Raw genomic sequence first — 20,815 nt, forward strand, 5'->3', positions numbered from 1 at the left:
TTGTCTTATTTCATTGGGTCACTTCATCATATATAAAGAGGTTTTTTAATAGGTAAAGCCCTTAAATTAGTTAGTGATAGATAGTTATAGTATATCGAAGATTGCTTCTAACACTCTATAACTTAATAACGAAAATAATTTTAAGATAAATTACAAAGGATTCACAAACTTTATTTGGGGTAGCGTCAGGAAAATGCGGATTTACAACGATAAGAAAATGTTCGTAAATTATCCGGCCTTCAAAACGAAAACCGGATTCCATTTAAACTTTTAAAATTATTAATCCCAATTTCTATATTTATTTATCTCACTCTTTTTTCTAAACGCCTCTTCTAAATCAATATCGAGCTTGTTGGCAAGATCAAAAAGATTCCATACCGCATCGTATATTTCAAAACTCAAATGTTCTTTTAGTTCATTAATATTATCAGCATCAGGTTTGGAAGAGATTTTTAAAACTTCTTGAGCTACTTCTCCTATTTCTGTAACCAAAAATAAGGTTCTTTCTTCAATCGTTGAATGCTCAAAACCTTTATTTTTACTAAACTCTCTAACATTTCTTTGTAATTCAGATATTTTCATTTTTTAATTCCTTCCACAAGGATTCTTTATAATCCAAAACTAGATTCCCTAATTTTTTTGAACATGCTTTCTTAGTTACAAAGGGCTTGATAATCTCTCCGCATCCTATAAATATTATAATATTCACTAAAGAACTGCTTTCTTATTTGAAAGGAATCGTTTGTTATTTTAATTAGTATTAGGTTATTTAGAAAAGGATGCTTAGAGTTATCCATTCCTTCTGATATTGGAAGTATTATTTGACTAGTTTCCAAAAGTTTGGCCCATAGTTATTGTTCTTAATAAAAATTTCTAATTCGTTAAAAGGCAAGGTTTCCCCTACTTTTAATTTATAGATTTTATTATTTATAGGGGAACCGAAAGAAATATCTAATTGTTTGTCATTAAGATTAAATAGTATAGAATGAACAGTTCCGAAATTTTCTTCAAAATTGTGTACTGTTACACCCTTAGGGTATTCCTTTAACATTAATTGTTGTAATTCATTCTTTGTAATAAAATTATTACTTTCTAAGTTGTCTTTCAAAAAATTATAACGCATTTCAGATTGTTCTAATTTTCCGCTTTCTAACTTAATTATTTCTGGCATTACAGCATGATTGGTTGCAATAAAAAATCCTGATTTTTTATCGCCTCTTTCTACAACCTTTTTTCCATCATAAGTTTCTATTAAAGCTGCGTTACCATTGGCATCTGCCAGAAGCAAATTCATATTTGTTCCAATAGGCATATCCTCTAAATAAGAAATTCCTTCCTCAACGTCTTTACAATTTTCAAGTAAAGCTCTGACTATTACCATAAATTGTAGTCCTTTTATGATAGGCTTTTTCATTCCTAGATGTTTTCCAACTGGCATACCGCAAGAGGCAAAAGCTACACAGAACCCCTTTTCATTTAAGCCTTCACTTCGACCAAAATAAGAAACGGAGAATCCGGTATGACTGTATTTACCCTTTACTTTTGTTGTACAGAGTCTCATATCAGATATTGCTGGTGACAAGTCGTAGTTTCTAAGGACATAGGTTTTACTATCATTTGTTTTAGACGGTAAAACAGCACCCAAACTACATCCACCTGGTTGTAGCAAAGCTTCATCAAAGAAATTAAGATAACTAGGCTTTACATTTAGTGAATCTGCAAACCCTTGTAATTCCTCGATTAAACCGGGACAATACTGGTTCATTAATTTTTCCATATCCTTAAATTTCGCCTCATCTATTGGTTCGGATAATAAAACTACATTCATTGCATTAGGAATCTTTTTTATTTCTTCTCCTTGCCTTCTACCAATCTCGTGGCTGTTGCCTTCAAGAAAAGAAAAATAACCTTGAATTGAATCTTTCATATTTGTCTCTCTCCAGTCCAATTTATTGATTAATATCGTGGTAATACATAAGGTGTCCCTATTGAAACGACATCTATCAACCGTCTATCCGATATATATTTTGCTCTGTTTGGTTGTCCCTCAGCTCTGTTTATATCTAATGTATTTAAGTTTGCTACAACAGAGAAGAGCGTACCAAAATTATGTTCTTTTAAATTTAAACAAACATGTCCCTTTGTTTCTGACATAATTGATTGCGCAATGGAAAGAGTCATTTTATTGACGTTTTCTTTAAGACGTATATCTAATGTTTCAAAACGTTCTTTTGATTTGCTCCAATTCCAGCTTTCAGATACTGATGTACTTTCATGGTGATTGGTACAATGAATATAATTATTGGTGGGAAGACGCACTTGATAGTCATTAGGGGTAACTTCTACAACAGCCATATTCCCTAATGGATCTGCTAACAAGTAGTTATTAGCTACCGAACTTGGGAATCTTTTTAACACTTCTATTCCTTCTTCCACGGTACAACAGTTTTCTAAAATATATTTAACAGCAAAATAAAAATTCAATCCTGGCTTAATTTCCTCATGAGGAACCGATGTAATTCCTACAAATAAACCATGTTGATTTATACCATCAACTTTTCCAATAAAACAATCTGAATGACCTACATATTTATTTTTGCCTTCAAAACAAACTAATGAGGACTCTGTTATTTTCTTTAAATTTAAGAGCATATCATAATTACGTCCAACAATCATTTCTCCTCCATTGAATGCTGAAAAGATGCTACATTGACCAGCCAATTCAAATACACCTATACTTAATAGAAATGCACTTACTTCTTCAAAAGAAGAATGGCAGCCATCAGCAAATCCTTGTATTTCCTTAACAATAGAAGGGTCAAATTCAGTAAGAATAGGTTTGCATAACTCCCCAAATTTTAATTTTTTCTCTGTTATTTTTGGAAATCGAAACCCATTTTTATAAAGGATTTCTGCATAATGCTTTCCTGCCTGATAAACATTTCCTTTTAATCTCGGATGATACATAGTAACTCCCTCCGTTTATACTTTTGTATATATATAGAATAAACCCTCCAGTAAGTGGAGAGTTTACCCTGTTTCGATATAAATAACTGTTACTTAACTATAGTTCTTGATAACTGGAATACATATTTTCGTAATAAACTCTGATGGATGTCTGTTTAAATCTGGTCGTATGTCTCTTAAATTAATATTAGAAGGAACAATACCTTTTTCATAAATCTCTATTGCTTTTCCGCTCTGGATTAGATTCTGTTCTAGTATCCAATTTTTCAATATTTCATATCCTACATCCAACTCTGAATAGGGACCTTTAACAGTCAGACATGCGTATATCCCTTTGTCTAAAATCCTACAATTGTCTATTTTATTCGTATCTTTTACTGGAAGAAGAAGTTCTACGTCTGCCTCCTTTTGATTCAAATCTCTATCATGAAAGATAGCCATTAGTTTTCCATTTATCACAAGATTAAAAGCATAAACTCGATCAAATAATTTTTTAACCAACTTATCTATAAATTTTATCTTTATTTTCTCACGAACAGAATAAACTGTTATTCCCTCTCGATTTTCAATATAACAGCTAGATATAACCGGCCCAGGAATTATAGATGCTTTCTTTTCTATTTGTATTTTTAACCGATTCATCTCCTCTATTTGTTTGGAGATTTGTCCTTTTTGATCCTCAAGCTCATATATTTTATGCTCTAATATGCTTTTCCATTGTACTTGATCAGGGTTTTCAATAAATTCCTTAATCGTAGTTAAGGGAAATTGACAGCTTTTTAGAAGCATAATTTTTTTCATAATTTGAATTTTTTCGTAGTCATAATACCGATAGTTTGTTACAGGATCTATGTAAGAAGGTTTTAGTAATCCAATGTCGCTATAGTAGCGTAATGTTTTAACAGGAATATTACATATTTCAGAAAATTTGCCTATAGAGTACATTATATTCTCCCTTTACGATTATAAAATATTTATTATAAATCAGGATCTAAATATCTTGTTCAATTTCCTTTAGTCTACGATAAAACGCAGCCTGACTGATCCCTGTAATTGTACATATCTCTTTTATAGTTTTATCGGTAGTTTGACGTAATTCAATGGCATGGTTCATGCCAGGATGTTTATCTGTGTATTTCTTCACTCTTCCTCTATATACTCCTTTTTGTTTTGCTAGCTTTATTCCCGCATGTTGTTTTTCTTTAATCATTTCACGATCTAATTCACTAAAGGCAGCCATGACAGTTAAGAAGAACTTACCCGTTGGAGTTCTTGTATCAATTCCTAAATTTAAAATTGCAAAGTGAACATCCTTTTCCCGAAATTGTTCTACTAACTGTAACAGTTGAATGGTATTTCTACCTAAACGATCCATTCTAGTTACGACTAAGGTATCCCCAGTAGTTAATTTTGAAAGTAAAGTGTCTAACTCCGGCTTTTGTTTTGTTACTCCACTAATTTTCTCTTTTATGATTTTATCTACTCCATATTTTATAAGTTGTTCAATTTGTGTATCTAAATTTTGATCTTGTGCACTTACACGTGCGTATCCATAGACCATTTTCATCCCTCTTTTTGTACATATTTTTGATAAGTGTTATTGAGAGTCTATGAGACTAATAATATCAAGGAAATGATTTCTTCTCAATAGGGTACACTCTATTGATATATAATTGAACTAATTAACTGAATAATCACAGAAATGAGATGATACTATATGAAAATGGCGAGAGGTAGAGAATTGCTTACACCGGAACAGCGACAAGCCTTTATGCAAATTTCTGAAGATGAGTGGGTGCTAGGAACTTACTACACTTTTTCCAAACGAGATTTAGAAATTATAAATAAGCGAAGGAGAGAAGAAAACCGTTTAGGGTTCGCCGTTCAATTAGCCATTCTTCGGTATCCCGGTTGGCCATATACTCATATCAAAAGTATCCCAGATTCAGTCATACATTATATATCGAAACAAGTCGGTTCTACTCCATCTTCGCTTAGTCTGTATCCTCAAAGAGAAAATACACTTTGGGATCATTTGAAAGAAATTCGAAATGAATACGACTTTGTAACTTTTACTCTAAAAGAATATCGAAGGACATTTAAGCACCTTCATCAATTAGCTTTGGAAAATGGTGATGCCATTCATCTACTACATGAATGCATAGATTTTCTAAGAAAAAACAAAATCATACTGCCTGCTATCACTACACTTGAAAGGATGGTATGGGAGGCAAGAGCAATGGCTGAAAAGAAGCTATTTAATACGGTTAGTCAATCTCTGTCAAATACGCAAAAAGAAAAGCTTAAAGAGATCATTACTTCGCAGCATCCATCGGAATCCAATAAAACTATATTGGGGTGGTTAAAGGAACCACCGGGTCATCCTTCACCCGAAACATTTCTAAAATTAATAGAACGCCTTGAATATATACGGGGAATGGAATTAGAAACGGTACAAATTAGTCATTTGCATCGCAATCGCTTGTTACAGCTATCTCGCTTAGGTTCAAGATATGAGCCTTATGCATTCCGTGACTTTCAAGAAAATAAACGTTATTCGATATTAACCGTCTATTTATTACATCTTACTCAGGAGTTAACGGATAAAGCTTTTGAAATTCATGATAGACAAATACTCAGTCTGTTATCAAAAGGCCGCAAGGCTCAAGAGGAGATTCAGAAACAAAACGGTAAAAAGCTAAATGAGAAAGTTATACACTTTACGAACATCGGACAAGCTTTAATCAAAGCAAAGGAGGAAAAATTAGACGTTTTTGAGGTTTTAGAATCCGTTATTGAATGGAATTCTTTCGTCTCTTCGGTGGTAGAAGCTCAGGAGCTTGCACGTCCTGCCGACTATGATTATTTAGACTTACTACAAAAACGATTTTATACGCTTAGAAAATATACGCCAACGCTCTTAAGGGTATTGGAATTTGATTCCACAAAGGCAAATGAACCACTTTTACAAGCTGTGGAGATTATCCGAAGAATGAATGAATCTGGGAAGCGAAAAGTGCCTGATGAATCACCTGTGGACTTTATCTCGAAGCGTTGGAAAAAACACTTATATGGGGATGACGGTACAATTAATCGTCATTATTATGAAATGGCTGTTTTAACAGAACTAAGAGAACATGTTCGTGCTGGTGATGTATCCATTGTGGGCAGTAGACAATATAGAGATTTTGAGGAATATTTGTTTTCAGAAGATACATGGAATCAAACGAAAGAAAATACGAGGTTATCAGTTAGTTTATCATACGAAGACTATTTGACAGAGAGAACCAGCAGCCTTAACGAAAGACTAAAGTGGTTGTCTGCCAATTTCAATAAATTAGATGGGGTTTCTCTTGAAAAAGGAAAACTGTCAATTTCACGCTTAGAAAAGGATGCTCCAGAAGAAGCAAAGAAATTTAGTGCAAGTCTTTATCAAATGCTACCAAGAATAAAATTAACCGATTTACTTATGGATGTTGCATATATAACAGGATTTCATGAGCAATTCACCCATGCTTCCAATAATCGAAAACCAGGTAAAGAAGAAACAATTATTATCATGGCTGCCCTTTTAGGAATGGGAATGAATATTGGATTGAGTAAGATGGCTGAAGCCACACCAGGACTTACATATAAGCAACTAGCCAATGTGTCTCAATGGCGCATGTATGAAGACGCAATGAATAAAGCCCAAGCCGTATTAGTAAATTTTCATCACAAATTACAATTGTCTTCCTATTGGGGAGACGGTACAACTTCTTCGTCAGACGGAATGAGAATGCAGCTAGGTGTTTCATCACTACATGCAGATACAAACCCACATTACGGAACTGGAAAAGGAGCCACCATCTATCGATTTACGAGTGATCAATTCTCTTCTTACTACACAAAAATTATTCATACTAATTCAAGGGATGCAATTCATGTTTTGGATGGTTTATTACACCATGAGACGGATCTAAACGTCGAGGAGCATTATACAGACACAGCTGGTTACACAGACCAAATTTTCGGATTAACCCATTTATTAGGATTTAAATTTGCTCCAAGGATAAGAGATCTATCGGACTCAAAATTATTTACAATAGACAAAGCAAGTGAGTATCCAAAACTAGAAGCTATTTTACGTGGACAAATAAATACAAAGGTTATTGAAGAAAATTATGAAGATGTTTTGCGATTAGCCCATTCAATAAGAGAAGGAACAGTCTCAGCATCCCTTATTATGGGGAAATTAGGTTCTTATTCAAGACAAAACAGCTTAGCTACAGCCTTACGTGAAATGGGGCGAATAGAAAAAACGATCTTTATTCTTAAATATATTTCGGATGAATCTCTAAGAAGAAAAATACAGAGAGGATTAAATAAAGGAGAAGCCATGAATGGACTGGCAAGAGCTATTTTCTTTGGAAAACAAGGAGAACTTAGGGAACGAACCATACAGCATCAATTACAAAGAGCCAGTGCTTTAAACATAATTATCAATGCCATCAGTATTTGGAATACCTTACATCTAACAAAAGCAGTTGAATATCAAAAATGGTCAGATAGTTTTAATGAAGAATTATTGCACCATATGTCACCTCTAGGTTGGGAACATATTAATTTACTTGGAGAATACCATTTTAATTCAGAAAAAATGGTCTCGTTAGATTCTTTAAGACCATTGAAACTTTCTTAACGTTGTTAAAAATGGGGGAATCGGCTTGAAAATGGGCTTAGCGTTGTAAATCCGCATTTTCCTGACGGTACCCCTATTTGGAGTAAAATCATTTAAAGTACAAATAAAGTAAACCTTATTAATGTAAAATGTTTTATTTTAATATTGTGTTTAAAATAAATAAATTAATAATTTATGCTTTTTATCATTTTTAAACGATAAGATTTTTAAGTTTCCTTTTAAAAGTTTTTTGAATGAATTAAACAGTAAAAATGGTAATTCTATGCATAGTTACAAACATTTTTTAAGCAAGTCTAATTATATTAAATATAAGAATTGGTCTTCTTAAACCAGTTACCATTATGTCAGGAGAAAGTATAACTGGTCCATTACTAATATTTAGTAATTGTATAGTAGTATTTGCAGCTAAATTGCGAACAATTCCTAAAGAAATTTGACTACCAGGAACATGAATTCCTGTACTTTGGTTCATATTAGTTACTCCATTAATAGCAATTGCAAATACTATTGGAGTAGTTGTATTTTCTAAGCTAGTAGAAATATAACATTCTATACTATAAATACCTGAATTGAAAATTGTTGCAATACCAGTTGAGGAATCAAATGATAAAGTAGATTGAGTTATTAATACAGGTGTTTGATAATTGGTTATTGAATTTAAAGATTCAACAGTTTCCGTAAATAATTTACCTACATTAAGAAATGTAGGGGGAATATTCGGTCCTGTTGGCCCTGGTTCTCCTTGAATTCCTTGAACTCCTTGAGGACCTGTTGGTCCGTCTGGTCCTGGTTCCCCTTGAATTCCTTGAACCCCTTGAGGACCTGTTGGTCCATCTGGTCCTGGTTCCCCTTGAATTCCTTGAACCCCTTGAGGACCTGTTGGTCCGTCTGGTCCTGGTTCCCCTTGAATTCCTTGAACCCCTTGAGGACCTGTTGGTCCGTCTGGTCCTAGTTCCCCTTGAATTCCTTGAACCCCTTGAGGACCTGTTGGACCAATCGGACCAGTAACTCCTGGAATCCCTTGTAGTCCCGTAGCTCCAGTGGGTCCCGTTGGCCCAGGTGGTCCACCTGAAGGTCCTGTCGGACCAGTAACTCCTGTAGATCCTGTTGGCCCAGGTGGTCCACCTGAAGGTCCTGTTGGTCCTGTTGGCCCAGGTGGTCCACCTGAAGGTCCTGTTGGCCCAGTACTTCCTGTAATACCTGTTGGCCCTATTATACCTATTCCTGTTGGGCCTGTTGGACCTATATCCCCTTGGGGTCCTGGTTCCCCTTGGATTCCTTGAACCCCTTGAGGACCTGTTGGTCCGTCTGGTCCTGGTTCCCCTTGGATTCCTTGAACCCCTTGAGGACCTGTTGGTCCGTCTGGTCCTGGTTCCCCTTGAATTCCTTGAACTCCTTGAGGACCTGTTGGTCCGTCTGGTCCTGGTTCCCCTTGAATTCCTTGAACTCCTTGAGGACCTGTTGGTCCGTCCGGTCCTGGTTCTCCTTGGATTCCTTGAACCCCTTGAGGACCTGTTGGTCCTCTTCCCCCTGTCCCAGAAGACCCTGTTGGTCCTTGTGGGCCCGTAGAACCTGTAGGGCCTTGTTCAGGAATAGGAAATGCACACGGAAAAGGAATATGATTACATTTATGGAATTTATTCATTTTTTCACCAACTTTTTAAATTATTTGCAATTGATTTAAGAGATTGATACTTAATATATTTATGAAATACATGTTAAAAAGGTTTACAATTAATATTTATTTTATTTATATATACTTTATGAATTATCATTAATATGGGTCTTTGTGTAGAAATGGAACAGGATAATGCAACAAGCATTAGCGGATATTAGACATGATAAAAATGTATTTTTTATATGAAAATGGTTTAATTTTAGATATAAAAAGTACATTTTTATGAAACAAAAAAGTTCAGTTTTATAAGAACGAAAATATTACTGGTAATGTCCGATAAGTATCATTAGCGGACATCAAGTCATTAAAAATAACTATTTTATGTCCACTAATATACGAAATACCTCTAAAATGAATGTCCGTTAATACTTCTTGCTTGATTTTGTTCCATTGCTACACATACCCCTAATGTTTAATGACCACAATTCTTTTTGGTATAATGAACCCTTTACATATCAAAGAGCCGATTTACTCTTAACGGGATAAAATGCGGCTCTTTTCTTATATGAATTTGCTTAGCGTGGTTTTTTTCCGAAATGCTGGCGGTACCCCTAATATATCTATTTTTCATAATTTAACGAATTTCCCGAAAGAATTCTCCTTCCTCAAGCGTGTGAAGGGCGTAGCCCAACGATAGGTGGGAGATGAATTTCGGTTTGGCGTAGCTAAAAGGTTTTCCTTTTTATTTTGCCTCTGATATAATCAGTCTTATAAAATATAAAGGCTGGTATATAAATGAAATTAGATAATAATAACCATTCAGTATTCTTGTTGTATTATCACCTTGTGTTGGTCGTGAAATACAGAAGAAATGTGTTTGATGATGATATGTCAGACTATGCAAAAGATATGTTTGTTCGACTATCTGAAAACTATAACATCACATTAGTTGAATGGAATCATGATGTAGACCATGTTCATATTTTGTTCAAGGCACACCCTAATACAGAAATGACAAAATTCATCAATGCTTATAAAAGTGCAAGTTCTCGACTTATTAAAAGAGACTTTCCACAAGTGAAAAAGAAACTTTGGAAAGAGATGTTTTGGTCAAGAAGTTTTTGCTTGCTAACTACTGGTGGTTCGCCAATAGACGTAGTAAAAACATATATTGAAAATCAAAGTGAAAAGTGAGGTGAGATGATATGACAAAGCAGAATAAAGCATATAAATTCCGTTTGTATCCAACAGAAGATCAAGCACATCTTATGCGTAAAACCTTCGGTTGTGTACGTTTCGTGTATAACAGAATGTTAGCTGAACGGAAAGAAGCGTATGAAAAACATAAAGATGATAAGGATCAACTAAAGAAACAAAAGCTTCCCACTCCCGCAAAATACAAAGCAGAATTTGAGTGGTTAAAAGAAGTTGATTCATTAGCTTTGGCAAATGCTCAACTAAACTTGCAAACTGCCTATAAAAATTTCTTTCGTGGTCAAAATGACTTCCCAACATTCAAAAGCAAAAAAGACAGAAAGTCTTATACAACGAATGTAGTGAACGGAAATATTATGTTGCTTAACGGTCATATCAAATTGCCAAAACTGAAAATGGTACGTATCAAACAGCATAGAGAAATACCACAAGACCATATAATCAAGTCATGTACGATTTCTATGACACCTACTGGTAAATACTATGTGTCCATTTTGACTGAATACGAAAAAGAGATCGTACAAAAAGAAGTAGAAACAGTTGTTGGATTAGACTTTGCGATGGATCAATTATACGTCAGTTCTGAGGATGAGAGAGCCAATTATCCTAAGTTCTATCGTGAAATGTTAGACCGATTAGCAAAGTCTCAACGAGTATTATCAAGACGTACAAAAGGTTCAGGGCGTTGGAATAAACAACGTATCCGTGTAGCTAAGCTGCATGAAAAAGTAGCAAACCAACGTAAGAACTTCCTTCATCATAAGTCTAAAGAGTTGGCTACTCATTTTGATGTTGTAGCTATTGAAGATCTAAATATGAAGGGAATATCGCAAGCACTTCATTTTGGAAAAAGCGTCGCTGATAATGCTTGGGGTATGTTCACTTCTTTCTTAGCTTATAAACTAAATGAACAAGGCAAACAGCTTGTGAAAATAGACAAATGGTTTCCTTCCACAAAAACATGTAGCAGTTGTGGAAATGTGAAAAATATGTCATTGTCTGAGCGAGTCTATTCTTGTATATGCGGTGTAAATCTCGATAGAGATTATAACGCAGCTATCAATATCAAAAATGAAGCAATACGCCTATTGGCGTTAGCATAGATAGCAATAAAATAACCCTTGGAACAAGGGAGTTAGCTCGGCTGTCTTAGGACGAATTCGTTAGCTACCAAAAGTAACGACTAACCGAGAAGCCCCCACTTCAAACAGTCCGTTAGGACGTTAAGTGGCGGGTAGTTCACCCTAATAAAGCCCTATTATATTAAAGAATTAGTTCCAATGCATAAAAGTCCTTTTTTAAATTGTTGACCTAATTATTGTTTACTGGTAAACTTTATATTGTTAACTGGTAAATAATAATTTTAGATAGGGGAAATTATTATGACAAATTTGGTCCATAAACAAACCTTAAAAGCTATTGAAGACTTTGTCATAACAAGAGAAAAGAAAAAATATGCATCTCAAGAGATGATCAAAGAATTAGCTAGTGAATATGAAAATATAAATAAAAGTTGGACTCTAACGCAACTACATATTGTTTCGGTGATTCATGAGAGTAAACAACAAATGAATAACACTCTATTATCTATGGAACTTAATATTTCTAAAGCAACCATCTCTAAAGCTATTCGCGTTCTTATTGATAATAAAATTTTATTGACGCATCAAAATACAGATAATAAGAAGGAAATCTTTTATACTTTAACTGATAAGGGAATACAATTAGCCATTGTTCATAAAAAGTTGCACAAAATTGCACATAAGCGTTACAGTGAGTTATTCCAACAATTTGATAATTCCGAGTTACAAGTTGTAACTAAATTTTTAGAAGCATGGAAACAATGTATTTAACTTTTTATTATATTAGCTTAGAAGGTATAAATGTTGACCTTTTGATAAAAATAAAAAAAGACTAAGGGGTTTTAGCCCCTTAGTAAAATTGAATTATATTAGTAATTAAAATAGCAATCTTTTTTTAAACTAACTTATCAAAAAAAATAGGCATAGAAATAGGTCCACGTGTATAAAGTCCTTTTTCAACATAATGAAAATCTTCTTCTAATTTAATGTTTTTCATATTATCTAAGACTACATTTACAACTATTTCAATTTCTGATTTTGCAAACGCTGCTCCTACGCAATTATGAATACCTGATCCGAATGCAAGATGTCTTGCAGCACCACTAAATGCCTTTTTAATATCAAGGTCAGGACGATAAATGTTGAATTCATCAGGTCTTTCAAATGCGTTGGGGTCACGGTTCGCTGCACCAATCATACAAAATACCGTAGTTCCTTTGGATAATTGAATACCATTTATTTCTGTATCTTTTGACAATTGACGAGGAATCAATTGCACTGGTGGGTTATAACGTAAAGTTTCTGCAATAGCTAATGGTACTAATGAGCGATCATTTAATACATCTTGCAATTGTTTCGGTTGGTTAATTAAATTATAGATTAATAAAGCAAGAGTTTTATCACCAGGTTCTGTTGCAGCTAATAATATATTTAATATCAATGCTAGAATATCAGTATCAGTCATAGCTATTCCTTCATATTTAGCACTGCATAATTTAGAAATTAAATCTTCCTGTGGGTTTAATCGTCGCTCTTTAATAATTGGTTCTAAATAATTAGCCAACTGTTCACTGCACCAAAGAGAATGTTTTTTGGCCTCTGGTGGTTGATTTATACTGGTAATAAACTCAGCCACACCACTATGCCATTCTCCTATCTTCTTATGATCTTTCTTATCTAATCCAATCATATCCATTGTTACATAAACAGCAAATGTTCTACCAAAATCATTAATTAAATCTATCTTTCCATTTGGAAGGTGTGGAGATAGTAAATCTTCTGCATTCTTTTTAATTAAAGGCATTAATTTTTGTAAAGCATCTCCCATAAAGCTCCTTAAAACAATTTTTCTTTTCGCAACATGCTCTTTTCCACGCATTTGTGCTAATACTGGTCCACGCATTACTGGCTCAGCACGTTCAGCTAATGATTTTGTTGTAAATGTTTCAGTATCATTCAATATATTACGGACATCTTGATATCTGCTAATAAAATAACTATCAATCTCAGGTTCATAATGTACTGGGTCATTCTGACGTAGGTATGAAAAATACTTATATGGATCTTCTTGAAATTCCTCTGTTAATATATTTACAGTTTGCATAGTATTTGACATATTACTTCCCCCTTGTATTGGTTACTTCCCATTTGCTAAGATAAATCTTCCATTTCTTGTACCATTAAATATCCTTGATTTGGTTTCATCTTGATAGAAAAATCATTTCTAACTATCTGTTCACCAAGTTCCCATGGTTTATGATAAATAAGTACAGTTTCTTGAGTTCCTAAAATTTCAGCTCCTCCAATGAAAAATGGAAGCTCTGCAATTACATATTCTACTGCAATATTTAGCATGTCATTTGAAATGTGATCAACATCTATATTGGTACCTCTTGCCCTACCTAAAATGGCTGCATGTGACATTTCTAAGCAAGCATTTCGAAAATGAATTTCGTTTAAAAAAATGTTTTCCGCTTCTGCTCTCATACAGTTATATGCATTGTTGTCATTAAAATCAGAAAAAGTATGGATAGCATTTACATTGCCACCATGCTCTTTTAGTGCCTTTTCAGCTGATCTTCTATTTCGAGATACTTCTTTTCTAACTTTTCTTTCCGCTTTACCTTTTGGTGTTCCTAGAGCCTCAAGTAAATTTGCAGCTTCTTTTCCAGCTAATAAAACACTAACATCATCAAAAGTATGTAATGCCCATTCAATGAGTTTATTAATATATTCATCAGAAAATCTACTATTAAACGGACTAATACCTATTATTGCATGCTTACTACGTTTTAATATTTCAGCACAATTAGTAGATAAGGGGTGAGAACTAAACTTTCGTACATTTCTTACCGCTATAGCATTTGTCATAAAATCATCCCTTTAAATAATTTTATCAATATAAACCGTTTTATTGATTTTAAATAACCAATAATATTTCAAACTATATGCAAAAAAGATAGAATATCTTGATGTTAAAAATAATTAATAAAAATGATACTAAACAAAAATCTTACAAAATGTTCACCGGTGAACAAAACCAATTCTATATTGACGCTGTCGTTTTGTCAATATGTATTATTCAGAAAAAATAAACAAAACAGAAATTTATTTCACAACTTTTATTATGATATATTTTAATTCTCGTTTGTTTTCTCTTCAATAATAAATTTTCAAAGCAATTTTGTTAATGCATTCACCTTTTCTTTCATCTTGTTGAATTGATTTGAAATTTCTTGAATTGAAACTGCTTGTGATTGAATTGATTGTACTGTTTGAGATGTTTCTCTTTCTACTCGTGTTTGCAGTATCAGTTATTAGTGAAAAAGACGCATTTGCTTCTTCTGTGCCGCCAGACATCTTTTCTGTTGCTGCAGAGACTTCTTGAATTTGACTTATAATTTTATCAATATCTCTCATAATAGATGAGAATGTTTGATCCGCTTTGTGGGCCTCCTCTTATCCTTCTGCTGCTTTTTGTTCTTCTTTTTGCATGACACGAACTGTATCATGAGTATCTTGTTGAATAGATTTGATTAAATAATTAATCCCATCCGCAGACTATTTAGATTTTTCCTGTAAATTCCCTCACTTCTGCTGCAATACCTTTTGTGTCAATCTTTAAAACATTGCCCCATGCATCGTGTTCATAGTTTGCGACTACTTGTCCGTATACATCTGTTATCGCTACTACATCACCACGTGGGCTATAGTGATAGAATAACGTCTGTTCCTTGTGATTTCATTGCGAGACGTACACCGTCTATTGAGTATACATAGTGACGAAGGACGTTTCCATTTCCATCTGTTTCGCATAATGACTTGATACTGTCACCGTCATAGGGGTACCGCCACATCCCCATCAAGCTAATAGTTTTAATTACCCCCATAACGAAAATTTTATGCATCGTTAACTATTGATAATGATAGGTTATGTTAATAAAAATTGTATGGGTGATATATCATAAGTATTTGTATTTCGAGTTATAAATTGTTATGATAAACTGGTTAATTTAGGGAAATAAAGGAGGGGAAATATGGATTTAATCAAAGAAGTGACTTTATTAAGATATCAATTTAGACTTATGCAAAGTATGATTCAGTCAGATGAATTCCCATTTTATAGATTTGTTATAGATCATGAATTTGAAGAAGAACAAGTAAATGCCTTAAGAAAAATTTTAATTGCATTTCATGATCGATTAACTAGAGAAGAAGTTTCGATTTTTGCCCAAAACGATCATTTATTTTCTAAATTTAAACTTCCTTTAGATATGCTATACAGCCCAGAAAAGCCTAATTTAGATGAGTTTAAACTATATATCACTAAGATTTTTTATCAAGAATTTGAATTGAAATACTTATTATTAAGTTTAAAAAAACAATGTATTTTTGTGAATGTCTGTGATTATCTTTTAGAGCAATTAAAAATAATTAATAACGTTTGATTATATAGATATATAAAGGTGATATAAATAATTATTAAACGGCTATTTGGTACCGTTACATCGATATAAAACTAAGGTTTTGCACTATCCATAAAGCAAAAAAGGCGTTATCCTTTCTGTAGAATTATAGGAAAGGATGGCGTTTTTTATGTCTGTTTCTGTGTCTGATGAATTACAACTATTTGCTCAAGAGATTCAAAGTTTTTTATCTCCAAATACCTTACGGGATCTTGCTAGAGATGTTGGTTTTGTACAACGAACTAGTAAATACCAAGCAAAAGATTTAGTCGCTTTATGTATATGGATGAGTCAAAATATCGCTACAACCTCTTTAGCTCAGTTATCTAGCTGTTTAGAAGCATCCACAGAAGTACTTATCAGTCCAGAAGGACTGAATCAACGGTTTAATACATCAGCCGTTCAGTTTTTACAACATATATTGACTAACCTTCTAAATAAAAAATTAACTTCATCTATGCCACTTTCTTCTCCATACACCTCTGTTTTCAAGCGTATTCGCATTTTAGATTCCACTGCATTTCAGCTTCCAGATATATTTTCAACCATTTATCCTGGGGCTGGAGGATGTAGCCATACTGCTGGGATGAAAATTCAACTTGAATATGACCTATTAAGCGGACAATTCCTGCATATCCATACAGGTCCAGGGAAACAACATGATCGAACCTACGGTTCTCTGTGTGTTCCAACTGTAGCACCAAATGATTTATGTATCCGTGATTTAGGGTATTTTCATTTAAAAGATCTTCAACATATACAAGATAAAAAGGCTTACTATATCTCTCGTATTAAATCCAATACACGTATTTATCAAAAAAATCTCACACCTGATTATTTTCAGGATGGAAGCATCAAGAAAGGTACAGAGTATATACAGATAGATATGGAGGTATTAATGAACTCTCTCCAACCAGGAAAAACCTATGAAATATCCGATGCTTATGTAGGAATGACTGATAAAATCCCAACTCGTGTGATCGTTCATCGGCTAACAAAAGAACAACAACAAAAACGATTACAAGATCAAACTGTAAGAGAAAAAAAGAAAGGAATGAAGTACTCTGCTCGTAGTAAAAGACTTAGCGGTATCAATGTATACATGACCAATACCTCTACAGATATTGTCCCGATGGGACAAGTACATGATTGGTACTCTTTACGTTGGCAAATCGAGATTTTATTTAAAACATGGAAATCATTCTTTCATATTCAGCATTGTAAAAAGATAAAACGAGAAAGATTGGAATGTCATTTGTATGGGCAACTGATTGCCATTCTACTCTGTTCGTCTACTATGTTTCAAATGCGACACTTACTTCTTATGAAAAAGAAACGAGAACTGAGTGAATATAAAGCCATATATATGATTAAAGATTATTTTCTTCTTATTTATCAAGCTACACAGAAAGACACCCAAGAACTATCAAAGATTCTCATTCGCCTGTTCAACCTCCTACAGCAGAACGGGCGAAAATCCCATAGATATGAGAAAAAAACCGTCTTTGATATATTAGGTGTCGTTTACAATTGTACCATGTCTGATGATCAAGCGGCCTAATTCAAAAAATGAAACCCGATAGGGTTTATTTCGCATGCAACTCTTTAAATTCTCTACACCTAGCTTTTAGAAAAAAGAAACAAGTTCTACTATACTTGACGTTGTAAGGGCTTAGCTTGATAGCGATGTGGCGCTACCCCACATCCATCAACTTAAGGATTCGGACTATTCTTGAAGTTAAAAGCACGTTACTATTCTCTTATATTAATGAGAAAGGGTGACGTGTTTTTTATGAATATACATCAAAAACAAGAGTTGTCTTTATTTGCCGAAGAGTTATATCGATATATGTCTCCCGCTACACTTAATCAACTAGCTATAGAAGCAGGCGGGATGAAACGAAAACGTAAGTGCCACGGGTACCATTTCTTATCTTTGTGTGTATGGTTAAATCAACAAGTCGCTACTACCTCTCTTACTCAACTATGTAGTCAACTAGAAACTTCAACAGGCGTTTTATTAAGTCCGGAAGGACTTAATCGGCGATTTAACTCGGCTTCTGTAGCCTTCTTTCGTACTGTATTTGCTACACTTCTACAAGCTAAAATTGGAGGTGTATCTAAGATTTCTCATTCTCTTTCTTCCTACTTTGAGCGCATCCGCATCCTCGATTCTACAACCTTTCAAGTTCCAGATCGATTCGCAGCTACTTATCCTGGTGCGGGAGGATGTAGTCATACAGCTGGTGTGAAAATTCAACTAGAGTATGACCTATTGAGTGGGGAGTTTTATGATGTGAAAATTGAACCGGGAAAACGAAGTGATCAGGCGTATGGTGCGACTCGAACAGACATGATACAAAAGAATGAGCTGTATATCCGTGACTTAGGATATTTTCGTCTACAAGACTTTAAGTCTATTCAAGACAAGCAGGGGTATTATTTATCCCGTCTTAAGTTACCAACTAAAATATATAGAAAAGAGTTCGAAACAGTAGTATTTAAAACAAAATCCTCTCAATTGAAACCGGTATATATACAAATTCATTTGGAAGACATTATGAAACAACTACAACCTGGCCAAGTGTATGAGTTAGATGATGTATATGTAGGGAGTAAAGACAAGCTTCCTACTCGGATTGTGGTTTATAGATGTACGGAGGAGCAAAAACAGAAACGCCTACGTGATCGAGCTATTCGTGAAAAGAAAAAGGGGATTACATATACAGATCGTACGAAGCTTTTACAAGGAATTACGGTATATATGACAAACATTCCTTCGGAATGGGTACCAAAAGAGAAAATCTATGATTTATATTCACTGCGTTGGCAAATTGAGCTGTTATTTAAAATATGGAAATCTTGGTTTCAAATTCATCGTTGTAAAACTATAAAACAAGAGCGGCTAGAATGTCACCTTTATGGACAACTCATTAGTATCCTATTATGTTCTTCTACTATGTTTAAAATGTGAGAGCTTCTGTTACGTAAGAAACAGAAAGAGCTAAGTGAATATAAAGCGATGTACATGATTAAAGATTATTTCTTACTGTTTCATCAAGCATTACAAAAAAACACCCCAGAATTATCAAAGATTCTCCTTCGTCTGTTTAACCTCCTACAGCGAAACGGACGAAAATCCCACAGATATGAGAAAAAAACGGTCTTTGATATTTTGGGTGTTGTTTATGAGTATACCACCTCCATTCATCAGGTAGCATAATTATAGTGAAAAAATTGTAACCCGTCAGGGTTTATTTGATATGACTACTTTTAGGTTATCTATAAAAAATAATGAAAAACTACATGGAAAGATCCGCCTTTGTATAAACATATACCTTAAGTTGATGGATGTGGGGTGCTACCCCTTATAGGCCATCTCAGTTTAGAAATCTTTGCATCAGAACCATATCGCATATACGATTCCCTTACACTTTTTTAGAGTTTAGCCTCATTTTTAAAATTTTTCAACAGAATCCATTTTGAAAAATGATTGATCAAATCGGATCCCCCTTCGTGAAGTATTATATATTTACATCAAAATTCTACCTGTATTTGTCCCTAACACATATAGGCTCCGTCTGTAAAAGGTCTCCAGCATAAGACTAGAGGTCTTTTGCCTTATAGCATCCATTAATGTACAATAAAATCTGTATTTATTTACAAAAAGTCATCTATTTTCTATTTTTCTATATATTGAGGTGTATACAAAAAATGTTATTTTTATTAATTATTACTCTTGCTTTATTCGCTATTTTTCTATTCTTTTATTTAAGAGATCCCAGAAGTTTACTTATTGGTTTTCTCTTCAATCTGTTTTTTTGCTCATTTCTTATTCTTACTGTGTACATAGGTTTCTCTTTCGAACATATAATTTGGAGAATTATCGCACTTGTACCACTTGTAATCATTGGGCTAATGATAACCTTTGGTGCATTCTTTTTAATGATAGGACTTTTTCTCAATGCAAGAGTTTTAAGAAAAAAAGAAGGCAGGCGCTTTTCCAATTCTTTAACTTTAATTTTGGGTAGTTTTATTTTATTATACCTAGTCCTTTCAATAGTTGATCCAGAACGATTTATCCCTTCGAACTTCGGCCCGATTTTTGGTGGTATTTATTTAATATGCTTATATTTCTTTATCCACGTATTAACTTTTTTAACATCTTACTTTTTGTATCAATTTAACAAACCAAAATACAACCAAGACTTTATTATCGTCCTAGGTAGCGGATTAATTAATGATAAAGTACCACCACTTTTAGCAAGCAGAATAAATAAAGCAATTGATTTTTATTGGAAACAGATGTCTGTCGGTTCGCCACCAACAATCATTTTCTCTGGTGGACAAGGCCCCGATGAAAACCTTCCGGAAGCAGAAGCAATGCAAAAATATGCCATTGAAAAAGGAATTCCAATTGAACATACCATTCAGGAAAACCGTTCTGTTAATACGTATGAAAACATGCTGTTCTCAAAACAAATTATGGATACGCTAAAAAGCAAATATAATAGCATATTTACAACAAATAATTTCCATCTATTCCGTGCTGGATTATACGCAAAACAAGCCGGACTAAGTAGTCAAGGAATTGGATCGAAAACAGCCTTCTATTATTGGCCAAATGCAATGATTCGGGAATATATTGCACTCGTTGTAATAAATCGTAAGCGTCATTTAAATGTGGTAAGTTTTATTTTAGTTTTCTCCATTCTTCTAACCATGCTTAATTTTATAATTGATTATTATCTATAATGACAAAAATCTGTCCAAAAGGCGCATCATT

The 20,815-nt window shown here is 33.8% G+C and carries 15 protein-coding genes and 3 pseudogenes; 8 read left to right on the forward strand and 10 right to left on the reverse strand.

All coding sequences use genetic code 11. The features are described 5' to 3' along the window. Positions 1 to 279 precede the first annotated feature (279 nt). From NST86_RS31000 to NST86_RS31020, 5 genes are all read right to left on the reverse strand, one after another. The gene (locus tag NST86_RS31000) at positions 280 to 582 is read right to left on the reverse strand and encodes a MazG-like family protein (RefSeq protein WP_088667691.1); all 303 of its coding nucleotides are present in this window, start codon (positions 580 to 582) and stop codon (positions 280 to 282) included. Positions 583 to 817: 235 nt separating this feature from the next. After that, complete coding sequence (locus NST86_RS31005; protein WP_137070622.1) at positions 818 to 1,927, reverse strand: C45 family autoproteolytic acyltransferase/hydolase; 1,110 nt, start codon at positions 1,925 to 1,927, stop codon at positions 818 to 820. Between the two features lie 29 nt (positions 1,928 to 1,956). Then, a complete protein-coding gene (locus NST86_RS31010) occupies positions 1,957 to 2,967 on the reverse strand; it encodes a C45 family autoproteolytic acyltransferase/hydolase (protein WP_088667689.1) in 1,011 nt (336 codons plus the stop codon). 93 nt (positions 2,968 to 3,060) lie between these two features. After that, on the reverse strand, positions 3,061 to 3,912 hold the full coding sequence (locus tag NST86_RS31015) for a MerR family transcriptional regulator (protein WP_088667688.1): 852 nt from the start codon (positions 3,910 to 3,912) through the stop codon (positions 3,061 to 3,063). 46 nt (positions 3,913 to 3,958) lie between these two features. Next, positions 3,959 to 4,528 carry a recombinase family protein gene (locus NST86_RS31020; RefSeq protein WP_088667687.1) on the reverse strand — a complete coding sequence of 190 codons (570 nt, stop codon included), beginning with the start codon at positions 4,526 to 4,528 and terminating at the stop codon, positions 3,959 to 3,961. Between the two features lie 156 nt (positions 4,529 to 4,684). Between NST86_RS31020 and NST86_RS31025 the strand changes: the two genes are divergently transcribed. Further along, positions 4,685 to 7,648 carry a Tn3 family transposase gene (locus tag NST86_RS31025; RefSeq protein ID WP_340935206.1) on the forward strand — a complete coding sequence of 988 codons (2,964 nt, stop codon included), beginning with the start codon at positions 4,685 to 4,687 and terminating at the stop codon, positions 7,646 to 7,648. A gap of 283 nt (positions 7,649 to 7,931) precedes the next feature. Here NST86_RS31025 and NST86_RS31030 read toward each other — a convergent pair whose 3' ends face one another. Continuing rightward, positions 7,932 to 9,293: a collagen-like protein gene (locus NST86_RS31030; RefSeq protein ID WP_340935208.1), complete on the reverse strand. Its 1,362-nt coding sequence runs from the start codon at positions 9,291 to 9,293 to the stop codon at positions 7,932 to 7,934. Between the two features lie 768 nt (positions 9,294 to 10,061). Here NST86_RS31030 and tnpA point away from each other — a divergent pair. The 3 genes from tnpA (at position 10,062) to NST86_RS31045 (ending at position 12,334) form a co-directional block, all read left to right on the forward strand. Further along, positions 10,062 to 10,460, forward strand: a complete 399-nt coding sequence (gene tnpA / locus NST86_RS31035) for an IS200/IS605 family transposase (protein ID WP_098562791.1) — start codon at positions 10,062 to 10,064, stop codon at positions 10,458 to 10,460. A gap of 11 nt (positions 10,461 to 10,471) precedes the next feature. Continuing rightward, on the forward strand, positions 10,472 to 11,584 hold the full coding sequence (locus NST86_RS31040) for a transposase (protein WP_262751864.1): 1,113 nt from the start codon (positions 10,472 to 10,474) through the stop codon (positions 11,582 to 11,584). A gap of 279 nt (positions 11,585 to 11,863) precedes the next feature. Then, positions 11,864 to 12,334 (forward strand): MarR family transcriptional regulator, encoded by a 471-nt coding sequence (locus tag NST86_RS31045; RefSeq protein ID WP_086423315.1) that lies wholly within the window; start codon positions 11,864 to 11,866, stop codon positions 12,332 to 12,334. A gap of 124 nt (positions 12,335 to 12,458) precedes the next feature. Here the strand turns inward: NST86_RS31045 and NST86_RS31050 are convergent, their stop codons facing one another. From NST86_RS31050 to NST86_RS34995, 4 genes and pseudogenes are all read right to left on the reverse strand, one after another. Continuing rightward, on the reverse strand, positions 12,459 to 13,679 hold the full coding sequence (locus NST86_RS31050; protein ID WP_086423314.1) for a cytochrome P450, cyclodipeptide synthase-associated: 1,221 nt from the start codon (positions 13,677 to 13,679) through the stop codon (positions 12,459 to 12,461). Between the two features lie 35 nt (positions 13,680 to 13,714). Beyond that, positions 13,715 to 14,434 carry a tRNA-dependent cyclodipeptide synthase gene (locus tag NST86_RS31055; RefSeq protein ID WP_086423313.1) on the reverse strand — a complete coding sequence of 240 codons (720 nt, stop codon included), beginning with the start codon at positions 14,432 to 14,434 and terminating at the stop codon, positions 13,715 to 13,717. A 302-nt stretch (positions 14,435 to 14,736) separates the two neighbouring features. Then, positions 14,737 to 15,167, reverse strand: a pseudogene (locus NST86_RS31060) (methyl-accepting chemotaxis protein); the annotation flags it as partial. Beyond that, a pseudogene (locus NST86_RS34995) lies at positions 15,156 to 15,414 on the reverse strand (RHS repeat-associated core domain-containing protein); the annotation flags it as partial. The pseudogenes NST86_RS34995 and NST86_RS31060, both read right to left, overlap by 12 nt. Before the next feature lie 186 nt (positions 15,415 to 15,600). Between NST86_RS34995 and NST86_RS31065 the strand changes: the two are divergent. From NST86_RS31065 to NST86_RS31080, 4 genes and pseudogenes are all read left to right on the forward strand, one after another. Further along, complete coding sequence (locus NST86_RS31065) at positions 15,601 to 16,011, forward strand: DUF1878 family protein (RefSeq protein WP_086423311.1); 411 nt, start codon at positions 15,601 to 15,603, stop codon at positions 16,009 to 16,011. Positions 16,012 to 16,159: 148 nt separating this feature from the next. Then, positions 16,160 to 17,590, forward strand: a complete 1,431-nt coding sequence (locus NST86_RS31070) for an IS4 family transposase (protein ID WP_086423312.1) — start codon at positions 16,160 to 16,162, stop codon at positions 17,588 to 17,590. A 231-nt stretch (positions 17,591 to 17,821) separates the two neighbouring features. Then, positions 17,822 to 19,252, forward strand: a pseudogene (locus tag NST86_RS31075) (IS4 family transposase). Between the two features lie 491 nt (positions 19,253 to 19,743). Further along, a complete protein-coding gene (locus NST86_RS31080; protein WP_061663174.1) occupies positions 19,744 to 20,784 on the forward strand; it encodes a YdcF family protein in 1,041 nt (346 codons plus the stop codon). Positions 20,785 to 20,815 lie beyond the last annotated feature (31 nt).

Source organism: Bacillus sp. FSL L8-0199 (genome assembly GCF_038005705.1).
Taxonomy (GTDB): domain Bacteria; phylum Bacillota; class Bacilli; order Bacillales; family Bacillaceae_G; genus Bacillus_A; species Bacillus_A cereus.